The sequence below is a fragment of the Bradyrhizobium sp. CB2312 genome, from assembly GCF_029714425.1.
GTDB lineage: Bacteria > Pseudomonadota > Alphaproteobacteria > Rhizobiales > Xanthobacteraceae > Bradyrhizobium.
In genome coordinates this window covers 767,051-779,808 of record NZ_CP121668.1, presented here as the reverse complement: position 1 = coordinate 779,808, position 12,758 = coordinate 767,051, and the positions used below count along the sequence as shown (strand labels likewise).

Sequence of the window (12,758 nt, the reverse complement as noted above, 5' to 3'; positions counted from 1 at the left end):
TCAGGGTTACTCCGCCTCGCTCGCTAATTTATCCGCAAGCGCCATGGCGCAGCACGCGGCCTGACTGATCATTTGGATCATTAACGGAAGCCTCGTCTCAAGCTCTCTCCACACGTCACGCGTAGGAGACAAGCGATGCGCACGGTGTCGATCCTAGTCGCAATCGCGGCCGGCACGGTCTTGTCGATCTGCCAAACGATGGCCGCTCATTCGGCCAATGAGAGGTTGTCTGGGCCGCCGACCAGTGCCTCGCCGGCGCCTCTCCACCTCAGGTTCGGCGATCTGACGCTTCCGCCGATGGCATATACGAAGTTCTGCCTGAACTACCGGGACGAGTGTCGCCCTCGCCTGCTGTTTCGTGGCGGTCCGGTTCACTTGACCGAGGCACGATGGAAGGATCTGAAAGAGGTCAACGAGACCGTAAACAGCAGCATCGTCCCGGAGCCGAACGAACTGGGTCTCGCCGCAGAAACCTGGGTCATCGATCCCGAGCGCGGCGACTGCAACGACTACGCCGTCAGCAAGCGCCACCAGCTCCTGAGGCGAGGCTGGCCCCAGCGGGCGCTTCTGCTCGGCGAGGTCGCGACGGTTTGGGGCAAGCGTCACCTGGTGTTGGTCGTTCGAACCCAGGGCGGCGATCTGGTGCTGGATAATCTGACTGCGCAAATCAGACCTTGGCCGCGCGCACCCTATCGCTGGATTCGCGTTCAATCGCCGAGCGACCCGCGATATTGGAACATCGTCGCTCCACGCAGCGTGTAGGGCTTCGCCGCAAGGCCGGTGGATGGAACGCTCGCCTACTGCTCCAGCACCATCTGGCCGTTGGCGTATTCGAAGCGCTTGAGGCGGGACAGGAAGGAGAGGCCGAGAAGGTTCTCCGACAGCGCCTCGTCGGGCAGCACCATGGCATCGACGTCGCGCACGACGAGGCCGCCGACATCTAGCATGGCGATGCGGGTGCGTGCGGCCTTGATGGTGCCGTTAGCGGTGGAGACGGTGGCGTTGTACTCGCTGCGCGACGGGCGAAGGCCGAAGCGGGCCGCAGAGGTCTCGTTCAGCGCGACGACGGAGGCGCCGGTGTCGACCATGAAGCCGATGCGCTGCCCCTCGATCCGGCCCTCGGTCTGGAAATGACCGCGGCCGTCGCGCGGGATGTTGAGCGTGCGGCCGCCGGCGGGCGCCATCGCCGCAACCGCGACCGTCGTGCGCGGCGCGGAGGTCGCGGAGGCCGAGCTCATCTTGTCCGCCATCTGCGCCATGAAGGTGCCGAGGCCGATCATGACGGCCGCGATGATCATAATGTTACGCATCACACCACTTCCGAGCCGGAAAGCCCGATTTCACCACGCCATATGCCCGCCCGCGAGCGAGGCCGCGGGCAAAGCGGTGCCATTTTGACGAAAAGGATGAGCGAACGGTTAATGGGCGACTTCGAATCTCTTCCCGCAGGCTACGCATTGTGCGCTCGGGGCGCCGACAGTCTCCACAGCGTCATGGCCGGGCTCGTCCCGGTCATCCACGTCTTGCCACGCGGCACAAAGAACGTGGATGCCCGGGACAAGCCCGGGCATGACGAGAATGTTCAAACGCGATTGCCCTGCCGCCCGCGGGGGAGGGAGAACGCATCTCACGTCCCGCGCGGCTTCGCCCGCCTCGTCGGCACGGCGCTGGCGGGATCGTCCGGCCAGGGATGGCGCGGGTAGCGGCCGCGCAGGTCGGAGCGGACCGCGGCGTAGCTGCCGCGCCAGAAGCCAGGAAGATCGCGCGTCACCTGGACCGGGCGCTGCGCCGGCGACAGCAGCTCCAGCACCAGCGGCACCTTGCCGGCGGCGATCGAGGGATGGGTGTTGAGGCCGAACAATTCCTGCAGCCGCACTGCGATGGTCGGCCCCTGCTCCGCCTCATAGTCGATCGCGAGCACGCTGCCGGTCGGCGCCTCGAAATGCGTCGGCGCTTCGCGGTCGAGCCGCGCGCGCATCTCCCAGGGCAACAGCGCCATCAATGCGTCGGAGAGATCGCCCGGCGAGATGTCCTTGAGCGCGATCATGTCGTAGAGCGCCGGTACCAGCCAATCATCGCGCCGCGCGATCAGCCCGTCGTCGGACAGATCCGGCCAGCTCTCGCCCTCGGCCTTGCGCAGGAACATCACGCGGTCGCGCCATTGCTTGGCGGCCTTCGACCAGGGCAGCCGGTCGAGCCCCGCGGCGATCAACCCATCGGCCAAAATGCGCGCGGTGTCCTCCGAGGGCGACACGGCAAGTGTGGCCTCGGAGAGCGTGATTGCATGCAGCGCGCGCTTGCGCCGTGCGCGCAGCGCCATCGCGCCGCGATCGAACGAGATCTCGTCGACGGTCTCGATATGCTCGGCGAAATGCTGCTCGATTTCGTCCTGCGTGATCTGCGCGGCGAGCAGGATGCGTCCGCTCGCGGCCGTGCCCGTCATCTCGCCGATCGCGATATAGGGCGCGCGGGCGAGCGACGAGGTCTGCTCCACGGCAGCGCCGCGGCCGTTGGCGAGCACGAAACTGCCATTGCCGCGATTGCGCGCGACGCGGTCCGGGAAGGCGTAGGCGAGCATCAGACCAGTGGAGAGATCATCCTGCTGCCCTTCCTTCTCCGACGCCGCCACCTGCGAGGCCCAGCGCCGCGCGAGGTCGCGCGCGCTTGCGGCACGCGGCGAGCGGTCGCGGCGGAACTGGTCGCGCCGGTGCTCGAGATCGACGCTGTCGCCGCCAAGCCCACGCTCGGTGATGATCGCCGCGATCTCGGCGGCGGCTTCGCCTTCGCCTGCGCGATGCGAATCCACGATCATGCGCGCGAGCCGCGGCGGCAGCGCCAGCGCGCGCAGGCTCTTGCCTTCCGCGGTGATGCGGCCATCGCCGTCGAGCGCATTGAGCTCTTCGAGCAGGCTCTTTGCTTCTTTCCACGCTGGCGCCGGCGGCGGATCGAGGAACGACAGCGCGGCAGGATCGGCGACGCCCCATTGCGCGAGGTCGAGCACCAGCGAGGACAGGTCGGCGCTCAAGATTTCCGGCTGGGTGTAGGGCGCAAGCGAGGCCGTCTGCGGCTCGTCCCAGAGCCGATAGCAGACGCCAGGCTCGGTACGGCCGGCGCGGCCGCGGCGCTGGTCCACCGCCGCACGCGCCGCGCGCACGGTCTCGAGCCTGGTCAGGCCGATGTCGGGCTCGTAGCGCGGCACGCGGGCGAGGCCGGAATCGACGACGATGCGCACGCCTTCGATGGTGAGCGAGGTCTCCGCGATCGAGGTCGCCAGCACGACCTTGCGCGTGCCCTTCGGCGCCGGCGCAATGGCGCGGTCCTGCACGGCGGCGTCGAGCGCGCCGAACAGCGGCACGATCTCGATGGAGGCGTCCTGCACGCGCTCGCCGAGGAAGTTCTGGGTGCGGCGGATTTCGGCGGCGCCCGGCAGGAACGCCAGCACAGAGCCGCTGTCGGCGCGGAGCGCGGAGGCAATCGCATCCGCCATCTGCCGCTCGATCGGCGCGTCCGCCTTGCGGCCGAGATAACGCGTCTCGACCGGAAACGCCCGGCCCTCGCTCTCGACGACGGGCGCCTCGCCAAGCAGCTTTGCGACGCGGGCGCCGTCCAGCGTTGCCGACATCACGAGGATGCGTAAGTCTTCGCGCAAACCGAGTTGCGCGTCGCGGGCCAGCGCGAGGCCCATGTCGGCATCGAGCGAGCGCTCGTGGAATTCATCGAACAGGATGGCGGCGACGCCTGACAGTTCGGGATCGTCGAGGATCTGGCGGGTGAAGATGCCCTCGGTCACGACCTCGATGCGCGTGGCGCGCGAGATCTTCGAGCCGAAACGGACGCGGTAGCCGACCGTCTCCCCCGTACGCTCGCCGAGCGACTTGGCCATGCGGTCGGCGCTGGCGCGCGCGGCGATGCGGCGCGGCTCCAGTACGATGATCTTCTTGTTCCTGGCCCAGGGTGCATCGAGCAGCGCCAGCGGCACGCGCGTGGTCTTGCCGGCGCCGGGCGGCGCCACCAGCACGGCGGCGTTATGCGCCTCCAGCGTGCGCGAGAGGTCGTCGAGCACGGCGTCGATCGGGAGGGGGGTATCGAAGGTGCGAGGCAAGAAATCATCCGGTCGTCATGCCCGGGCTTGTCCCGGGCATTCACGTCTTGGACTAGAAAACAGACGTGGATGGCCGGGACAAGCCCGGCCATGACGGTTTTAGACGACAATGATATCTGGCTATCAGCCCTGCACCGGCGGGCGGCCGACGCTCTCGTAGGTGAAGCCGGCGGCTTCCATCTCTTCCGGGCGATAGATGTTGCGGAGGTCGACGATGATCGGCTGGGCCATGGCGCTCTTCAGCCGGTCGAGGTCGAGCGCGCGGAACTGGACCCATTCGGTGACGATGACGACCGCGTCGGCGCCTTGCGCGCACGAATAGGCGTCCTCGCAATAGGTGATGCTGGGCAGTTCGCCCTTGGCCTGCTCCATGCCGACCGGGTCGAACGCCTTGACGTTCGCGCCCATGTCGATGAGGCCGGTGACCAGCGGGATCGACGGCGCATCGCGCATGTCGTCGGTGTCGGGCTTGAAGGTGAGGCCGAGCACCGCGATGGTCTTGCCGCGCAAGGAGCCGCCGAGGGCCTGGCTCACTTTGCGCGCCATCGCGCGCTTGCGGTTCTCGTTGACCGCCAGCACGGACTCGACGATGCGCAGCTGCACGTCATGGTCCTGCGCGATCTTGATCAGCGCCTTGGTGTCCTTCGGAAAGCACGAGCCGCCGAAGCCGGGACCGGCATGCAGGAACTTGGTGCCGATGCGGTTGTCCAGCCCAATGCCGCGCGCGACCTCCTGGACGTTGGCGCCGGCCTTCTCCGAGAGATCGGCGATCTCGTTGATGAAGGTGATCTTGGTCGCCAGGAACGCGTTGGCGGCGTATTTGATCATCTCCGCAGTGCGGCGCGCGGTGAACATCAGCGGCGCCTGGTTCAGCGACAGCGGCCGATAGATGTCGCCCATCACCTTGCGGCCGCGCTCGTCGGAGGTGCCGACCACGATGCGGTCGGGGAACTTGAAGTCGCGGATCGCCGCACCCTCGCGCAGGAATTCGGGATTGGAGGCGACGACGACGTCGGCGTTCGGATTGGCCTCGCGGATGATGCGCTCGACCTCGTCGCCGGTGCCGACCGGCACGGTCGACTTGGTCACCACCACGGTGAAGCCGGACAGCGCCTGCGCGATCTCCTTCGCGGCGGCGTAGACATAGGACAGATCGGCATGGCCGTCGCCGCGGCGCGACGGGGTGCCGACCGCGATGAACACGGCGTCGGCCTCGGCGACCGGCTTCGACAGATCGGTGGTGAAGTCCAGCCGCTTGGCCTTGACGTTATTGGCGACCAGCTCGTCCAGCCCGGGCTCGTAGATCGGGATCTCGCCGCGATGAAGCGCCGCGATCTTCTTCTCGTCCTTATCGACGCAAGTCACGTCGTGACCGAAATCCGCAAAGCAGGCCCCGGACACCAGTCCCACATAACCCGTGCCGATCATCGCGATTCGCATGAAAAACCCTGTTCTGGCTGGTTAACAAAACCCCAACTTTGGTCGGTTTAGCATTTTCCTGCGGGGAGGGAACAGTCCGCATGCAAAAACCGGCACGCGACTTGAACCGGTAAAGAAGTCGGAAACCACTGGGATCCAAACTGCCCACGCCCATACAGAGCCGGGCGGAACACGCCTCGAAACGGGACACCATGGCATCATCAGGCACAATCGCCGCGAGCGCGAGCCCGAAGGGCTCGACGGCCGGGCGTGTCGACTGGGTCGACTACGCCAAGGGTATCTGCATCGTCATGGTCGTGATGATGCATTCGGTGCTGGGGGTGGAGCTCGCCGCCGGCGAGACCGGTTTCATGCATGTCCTGGTGGCCTTCGCAAAGCCGTTCCGGATGCCCGATTTCTTCCTGATCTCGGGCCTGTTCCTGCCACTGGTGATCGATCGCGACTGGCGAACTTATCTCGATCGCAAGGTGGTGCATTTCGCCTATTTCTATGTCGTCTGGGTGACAATCCAATTCGGCTTCAAGGCGCCCGCCTTCGCCGCAGAATCGAGCTGGCGTGATGCGGGCCTGCTGTATCTGGAATCCTTCATCGAGCCGTTCGGCACGCTGTGGTTCATCTATCTGCTGCCGATGTTCTTCGTCGTCACAAAACTGACACGGCAAATCCCGCCGCTTGCGATCTGGCTCGTTGCCGCCGCGCTCGAGACGGCGCGCATCGCAACCGGCTGGACCGCGATCGACGAATTCTGCGCGCGCTTCGTCTACTTCTATTCGGGCTACCTGTTCGCGCCTTACGTGTTCGCGCTGTCGGATCGCGCGCGAAAACATCCCGCGCTGGCGCTCGCCGCCCTCGCGACCTGGGCGCTGGCCAATGCCGGCCTCGTCGCATATGGGGCAAGCGAGTGGAAGATCGTCTCGCTCGTGCTCGGTTTCGCCGGCGCCTGCGCCATCGTCACGATGGGCACGCTGCTCGCGCGCGCGCAATGGCTGAACTTCTTTCGCTTCTGCGGCGAGCATTCGATCGTGATCTATCTCATCTTCTTCCTACCGATGGCGGCGACCCGCACGCTGCTCTTGCGTACCGGCATCATTCCCGACATCGGCACGGTGTCGCTGATCGTCACCATTGTCGGCGTGATCGGATCGCTGGCGATCTGGCAGGCCGCACTGCGGACGGGCGCCCACTTCCTGTTCGAGCGGCCGGATGCGTTCTGGATCGCGCCGAAGAAGACGGGGCCGGTGTTGCAGGCGGCGGAGTAGCGGCGTTCTCGGTGTCGTCCCGGCGAACGCCGGGACCCATACCGCGTGATTTATGCATGGATTGCGGTTTCCGTACCACGGCCTAATCACTGCCAACCTTCGCCAAACTTCTCCCTGTGGCTATGGATCCCGGGCTCGCGCTTCGCGCGCCCCGGGATGACAGTGGGGATAGCGGCGCCAGCAAGCCAAAAATCCCCCTTCCAAGGCTGTCAAAATCCGCAAAAATTCATACATTGCGGCCATGCCCAAAACATCCCCGAAGACCACCGCCAAAGCTGACACCAAGGCTGCGCCCAAGGCTAAGGAGGCCGTCGCCGACACCAAAGCCGCTGCGCCAGCTGCTGCCAAACCGATTGCGGCGAAGGGGGTTGGCAAGGGCGACCACGTGTTCCTGGTCGACGGTTCCGGCTACATTTTTCGCGCCTATCACGCGTTGCCGCCACTGAACCGCAAGTCGGACGGCTTGCAGGTCAATGCCGTGCTCGGCTTCTGCAACATGCTGTGGAAGCTCTTGCGCGACATGCCCGAGGACAACCGGCCGACGCACCTCGCAATCGTGTTCGACAAGTCGGAAGTCACATTCCGCAACAAGATCTACGCTGATTACAAGGCGCACCGGCCGCCGGCGCCTGACGACCTGATCCCGCAATTCGCGCTGATCCGGGAAGCCGTGCGCGCCTTCGACCTGCCCTGCCTGGAGCAGGCCGGCTTCGAGGCCGACGATCTCATCGCGACCTATGTGCGGCAGGCCTGCGAGCGCGGCGCGATCGCGACCATCGTCTCCTCCGACAAGGACCTGATGCAGCTCGTCACCGACTGCGTCACCATGTACGACACCATGAAGGACCGCCGCATCGGCATCCCCGAGGTGATCGAGAAGTTCGGCGTGCCGCCGGAGAAGGTGGTCGAGGTGCAGGCGCTGGCCGGCGATTCCACCGACAACGTGCCGGGAGTCCCTGGCATCGGCATCAAGACGGCCGCGCAGCTGATCATCGAATATGGCGACCTCGATCAGCTGCTGTTCCGCGCCGGCGAGATCAAGCAGCCGAAGCGGCGCGAGGCGCTGCTGGAGAATGCCGAGAAGGCGCGGATCTCGCGCAAGCTGGTGCTGCTCGACGACAAGGTCGATCTGGACGTGCCGCTCGACGATCTCGCCGTCCACGAGCCCGATGCGCGCAAGCTGATCGCCTTCCTGAAGGCGATGGAATTTTCCACGTTGACGCGCCGCGTCGCCGACTATTCCCAGATCGATCCCGCCAATGTCGACGCCGATGCCAGCAACAGCAGCGGCGCCAGGGCCGGCGAGAGCGCGAAGGCGAAGTCGCCCGAGAGCTCCGGCGACCTGTTCGGCGGCCCTGCAAAGACGGTAACGGGTGGCGACAAGGGCGACAAGACGGCGAACCTCAAGGGCGCGCCGATCTCGCTCGCAGCGGCGCGCGAGGAGGCCTTGCGCAAGCTTCCGGTCGATCGCAGCAAGTACCAGACGGTCAAGAGCCTCAAGGAGCTCAACGCCTTCATCGCGCGCATCCACGATGCCGGCCAGGTCGCGATCGAGATCAAGGCCAACTCCATCGACCCGATGCAGGCCGATCTCTGCGGCGTCGCGTTGGCGCTGGCCCCGAACGAGGCCTGCTACGTGCCGCTGGCGCACAAGCAGTCCGGCGGCGGTGCCGGCCTGTTCGACGCGGGGCTGGCGCCTGATCAGGTCAAGCATGATGATGCCATCGAAGCGCTGCGGCCGGTGCTGGAATCACCGGGAATCCTCAAGATCGGCTTCGATGCCAAGTTCAGCGCCGTGATGCTGGCGCAGCACGGCATCACCTTGCGCAGCATCGACGATGCGCAGCTGATCTCCTATGTGCTCGACGCCGGCCGCGGCTCGCATGGGTTGGAGTCCCTGTCCGAGCGCTGGTTCGGCCACGCCATGCTGAAGGAGAGCGAACTGCTCGGCAGCGGCAAGGGCAAGATCACCTTCGACCAGGTGCCGATCGACAAGGCGGCGCCTCTGTCGGCGGAAGGCGCCGACATGGCGCTACGCGCGTGGCGCGTGCTGAAGCCGCGCCTCGTCGCCGAGCGCATGACCGCCGTCTACGAGACGCTGGAGCGGCCGCTGGTCTCGGTGCTCGCACGCATGGAGCGGCGCGGCATCTCGATCGACCGCCAGGTGCTGTCGCGGCTGTCGGGCGAATTCGCCCAGACCGCCGCGCGCGTCGAGGCCGAGATCCAGGAGATCGCGGGCGAACCCGTGAATGTCGGCAGCCCCAAGCAGATCGGCGACATCCTGTTCGGCAAGATGGGACTGCCGGGCGGCAGCAAGACCAAGACCGGCGCGTGGTCGACCACCGCGCAGGTGCTCGACGATCTCGCCGAGCAGGGCTACGACTTCCCGAAGAAGATCTTGGAGTGGCGCCAGGTCTCGAAGTTGAAATCGACCTACACCGACGCGCTGCCGACCTACGTCCACCCACAGACCCATCGCGTGCACACGACCTACGCGCTGGCCGCGACCACGACGGGCCGGCTGTCGTCGAACGAGCCGAACTTGCAGAACATCCCGGTGCGCACCGAGGACGGGCGAAAGATCCGCCGCGCCTTCATCGCGACGCCGGGCCACAAGCTCGTCTCCGCCGACTATTCGCAGATCGAGCTGCGGCTGCTCGCCGAGATCGCCGACATTCCCGTGCTGAAGCAGGCCTTTCGCGACGGCCTCGACATTCACGCGATGACCGCGTCGGAGATGTTCGGCGTGCCGATCGAGGGCATGCCGAGCGAGATCCGCCGCCGCGCCAAGGCGATCAATTTCGGCATCATCTACGGCATCTCGGCGTTTGGCCTCGCCAACCAGCTCGGCATCGCCCGCGAGGAGGCGTCCGCCTACATCAAGAAATATTTCGAGCGCTTCCCCGGCATCCGCGCCTATATGGACGAGACCAAGGAGTTCTGCCGGCAGCACGGCTACGTCACCACGCTGTTCGGCCGCAAGTGCCACTACCCCGACATCAAGGCCTCCAACGCCTCGGTGCGCGCCTTCAACGAGCGTGCCGCGATCAACGCCCGGCTCCAGGGCACTGCCGCCGACATCATCCGTCGCGCCATGACGCGGGTGGAGGATGCGCTGGCGCAGAAGAAGCTGTCGGCGCAGATGCTCTTGCAGGTGCATGACGAGCTGATCTTCGAGGTGCCGGACGCCGAGGTCGAGGCGACGCTGCCGGTCGTGCAGCATGTGATGCAGGACGCGCCGTTCCCGGCCGTGCTGCTGTCGGTGCCGCTGCATGTCGATGCGCGCGCGGCGAACAATTGGGACGAAGCGCATTGAGGTCTCTTTACCTCTCCCCGCCTGCGGGGAGAGGTCGGAATTCACGCTGAAAGCGTGGATTCCGGGTGAGGGGGTACAGGTCTATCGACCGACAACGCTCGTGGAGAGAGAGCCCCTCTCCCCGTAAGAACGGGCGAGGGAGCGCACCGGCGCAAGAACGTCGCGTCGCGTCCGGGACACGAGAGCTCAATTGTCCTCCGAGCAATTGCGCGATGGCCGCGCGGGCCTTCGCAGATTAGAACCGAGTCATCTCCCGCACCGGTTGACCCATGCCCCACACCTCCGCCCTGCTCGGCTTCGCCCTCGTCTGCCTTGGCCTCGTGCTCACGCCGGGGCCGAACATGATCTATCTGATCTCGCGCTCGATCACGCAGGGACCCGCGGCGGGCATCGTCTCGCTCGGCGGCGTGGCGCTCGGCTTCGTGTTCTACATGCTGTGCGCGGCGTTCGGCATCACGGCGCTCCTGCTTGCCATTCCCTTTGCCTATGACGCGCTGCGCTTTGCCGGTGCCGGTTATCTGCTCTGGCTCGCCTGGCAGGCGGTGAAGCCGGGCGGACGCTCGCCGTTCCAGGTGAAGACGCTTGCCATCGACAGCCCGCGCAAATTGTTCGCGATGGGCTTCGTCACCAACCTGCTCAATCCGAAGATCGCGATGCTGTATCTCGCGCTGCTGCCGCAGTTCATCGATCCCATGGCCGGCAGCGTGCTGACGCAGTCGGTGGTGCTGGGTGCGATCCAGATCGCGATCAGCGTCAGCGTCAATGCGATGATCGCACTCGCGGCGGGGTCGATCGCGCAGTTCCTGGCTTGCCGGCCGAGCTGGATGCTCGTGCAGCGCTGGCTGATGGGCACCGTGCTGGCCGGGCTCGCCGTGCGGATGGCGGTGGAAGCGAAGAAGGTGTGAGGCGCAACGCCGTCATGCCCCGCGAAGGCGGGGCATCCAGTACGCCGCGGCTTCTCGGCTCAACCACCGCCTCCTCTGGAATACTGGATCGCCCGCCTTCGCGGGCGATGACACCGTCCAATCAATCCAGCTTCGCCTCCATCCCCCGCTTCACGCCCGGCCGCGCCATGAGCGCCTCGTACCAGCGCTTGACGTTGGGGAAGTCGGCCAGCTCAACCTTGTGGCGAGGGTGGCGCCAAGCCCAGCCTAGGATGGCGAAATCGGCAACGGAGAGGTCGCCGGCGACGAAGTCGCGGCCATCGAGGCGGCGGTCGAGGACGCCGTAGAGCCGGCGGGTCTCGGCCATGTAACGCTTCAGGCCGTAGGCACGGTCCTGCTCGTTCTCAAGCGCGATGAAATGATGCACCTGGCCGGGCATCGGGCCGAAGCCGCCCATCTGCCACATCAGCCATTCATAGACGGGGATGCGCGCCGAAAGCGATTTCGGCAGGAATTTGCCGGTCTTTTCGCCGAGATAGAGCAGAATGGCACCGGACTCGAAGATGCCGACCGGCTTGCCGTCGGGACCCTCGGGGTCGAGGATCGCGGGGATCTTGTTGTTGGGCGAGAGCTTCAGGAACCCGGGCGCCATCTGCTCGCCCTTGGTGATGTTCACCGGGACCACCTTGTAGGGCAGCCCCATTTCCTCAAGTGCGACCGAGATCTTGCGGCCGTTCGGCGTGTTCCAGGTGTGCAGGTCGATCGTCATGCCCTATGTCCTTGCTCGTTCCGTCCCCGGGATATCCGGCATCCAACTACCTCAGCGCCTGTACCCCTACAACCGGCGGACCGGGATGGCCGATCCCTGTTGACGGGGCATGCCCCCACTGGAATGTCGCGGCCGTCGCGGATAAATTCCGCCTCCTCCAAAAACGCTGTTCGAGGACCGCCGTGTCGAAATCCGCCTCCCGCGCCCGCCTGTTCGAAATCATCCGCCGGCGCTCTTTCGGCCGCGGCGAGGTGACGCTCGCGTCGGGCCGCAAGAGCGATTTCTACTTCAACCTGAAGCCGACCATGCTCGACCCCGAGGGCGCGACCCTGCTCGCCGAGCTCACCTACGAGGCGCTGAAGGACGACCAGCTCGATTTCATCGGCGGGCTCGAGATGGGCGCGGTGCCGCTCGCCGGCGCGCTGGCGCAGATCTCCTGGATCAAGGGCCATCCGATCGCCGCGTTCTTCGTGCGCAAGAAGCCGAAGGAGCACGGCGCGAAGCTAGCGATCGAGGGCCTGCCCAAGGGCGAGACGCTCGCCGGCAAGCGCGTCGTCATCGTCGAGGACGTCACCACGACAGGCGGCTCGGCGATGAAGGCGGTGGAATCCGTGCGCGAGACCGGCGCTGAAGTCGTGCTGGTGCTGACCATGGTCGACCGCGAGGAAGGCGCCACCGACACGTTCGGTGCGGCCGGCCTGCCGTTCCGCTCGCTGTACAAGGCGTCGGAATTCTTGAAGGCCTGAAGCTCCGGAACATTCTTGGCCGCCATGCCCAAGCGTGTCCCGGAAGCAACGATCGGTCGGAAGCTGTGCCCGGCCTTGAAGAGGCCACCACCTCGTCTTGAAACCGCCTCCGCTCAACTGCTCATTTACCATCGCGCACTATGGTGAATCATGCGCTGCGACCTCAAGGGTCTCGGCCTGTTCAGTAGCGTCGGGTGGAGTGAGCATTGCGTACACACTTGTCCCATACGCGGCGGCAGCGT

At 65.9% G+C, this 12,758-nt stretch carries 9 protein-coding genes; 5 read left to right on the top strand and 4 right to left on the bottom strand.

All coding sequences use genetic code 11. From position 1 onward, the window contains the following. Positions 1–135 precede the first annotated feature (135 nt). The gene (locus tag QA642_RS03680) at positions 136–762 is read left to right on the top strand and encodes a transglutaminase-like cysteine peptidase (RefSeq protein ID WP_283083434.1); all 627 of its coding nucleotides are present in this window, start codon (positions 136–138) and stop codon (positions 760–762) included. Between the two features lie 35 nt (positions 763–797). Here the strand turns inward: QA642_RS03680 and QA642_RS03675 are convergent, their stop codons facing one another. From QA642_RS03675 to QA642_RS03665, 3 genes are all read right to left on the bottom strand, one after another. Then, positions 798–1,310 (bottom strand): TIGR02281 family clan AA aspartic protease, encoded by a 513-nt coding sequence (locus QA642_RS03675; RefSeq protein WP_283083433.1) that lies wholly within the window; start codon positions 1,308–1,310, stop codon positions 798–800. A gap of 317 nt (positions 1,311–1,627) precedes the next feature. Continuing rightward, entirely contained in the window at positions 1,628–4,102 is a 2,475-nt protein-coding gene (gene hrpB, locus QA642_RS03670; protein ID WP_283083432.1) for an ATP-dependent helicase HrpB, read from the bottom strand. A gap of 123 nt (positions 4,103–4,225) precedes the next feature. Next, positions 4,226–5,542, bottom strand: a complete 1,317-nt coding sequence (locus tag QA642_RS03665) for a UDP-glucose/GDP-mannose dehydrogenase family protein (protein ID WP_283083431.1) — start codon at positions 5,540–5,542, stop codon at positions 4,226–4,228. Positions 5,543–5,733: 191 nt separating this feature from the next. Between QA642_RS03665 and QA642_RS03660 the strand changes: the two genes are divergently transcribed. The 3 genes from QA642_RS03660 (at position 5,734) to QA642_RS03650 (ending at position 11,022) form a co-directional block, all read left to right on the top strand. After that, positions 5,734–6,801, top strand: a complete 1,068-nt coding sequence (locus QA642_RS03660; protein WP_283083430.1) for an acyltransferase family protein — start codon at positions 5,734–5,736, stop codon at positions 6,799–6,801. Positions 6,802–7,042: 241 nt separating this feature from the next. Further along, positions 7,043–10,117, top strand: a complete 3,075-nt coding sequence (gene polA / locus QA642_RS03655) for a DNA polymerase I (RefSeq protein WP_283083429.1) — start codon at positions 7,043–7,045, stop codon at positions 10,115–10,117. A gap of 269 nt (positions 10,118–10,386) precedes the next feature. Then, positions 10,387–11,022 carry a LysE family translocator gene (locus QA642_RS03650; RefSeq protein ID WP_283083428.1) on the top strand — a complete coding sequence of 212 codons (636 nt, stop codon included), beginning with the start codon at positions 10,387–10,389 and terminating at the stop codon, positions 11,020–11,022. Between the two features lie 121 nt (positions 11,023–11,143). Here the strand turns inward: QA642_RS03650 and QA642_RS03645 are convergent, their stop codons facing one another. After that, positions 11,144–11,770 carry a glutathione S-transferase family protein gene (locus QA642_RS03645; protein WP_283083427.1) on the bottom strand — a complete coding sequence of 209 codons (627 nt, stop codon included), beginning with the start codon at positions 11,768–11,770 and terminating at the stop codon, positions 11,144–11,146. Between the two features lie 182 nt (positions 11,771–11,952). Between QA642_RS03645 and pyrE the strand changes: the two genes are divergently transcribed. Next, positions 11,953–12,516, top strand: a complete 564-nt coding sequence (gene pyrE / locus QA642_RS03640) for an orotate phosphoribosyltransferase (RefSeq protein WP_018647906.1) — start codon at positions 11,953–11,955, stop codon at positions 12,514–12,516. The last annotated feature ends 242 nt before the right edge of the window (positions 12,517–12,758 follow it).

Bases quoted from the DNA above. Each gene is read 5' to 3' on its own strand.
- QA642_RS03680 (WP_283083434.1), top strand. From the start codon at position 136: ATGCGCACGGTGTCGATCCTAGTCGCAATCGCGGCCGGCACGGTCTTG.
- QA642_RS03675 (WP_283083433.1), bottom strand. From the start codon at position 1,310: ATGCGTAACATTATGATCATCGCGGCCGTCATGATCGGCCTCGGCACC.
- QA642_RS03665 (WP_283083431.1), bottom strand. From the start codon at position 5,542: ATGCGAATCGCGATGATCGGCACGGGTTATGTGGGACTGGTGTCCGGG.
- QA642_RS03660 (WP_283083430.1), top strand. From the start codon at position 5,734: ATGGCATCATCAGGCACAATCGCCGCGAGCGCGAGCCCGAAGGGCTCG.
- polA (WP_283083429.1), top strand. From the start codon at position 7,043: ATGCCCAAAACATCCCCGAAGACCACCGCCAAAGCTGACACCAAGGCT.
- QA642_RS03650 (WP_283083428.1), top strand. From the start codon at position 10,387: ATGCCCCACACCTCCGCCCTGCTCGGCTTCGCCCTCGTCTGCCTTGGC.
- QA642_RS03645 (WP_283083427.1), bottom strand. From the start codon at position 11,770: ATGACGATCGACCTGCACACCTGGAACACGCCGAACGGCCGCAAGATC.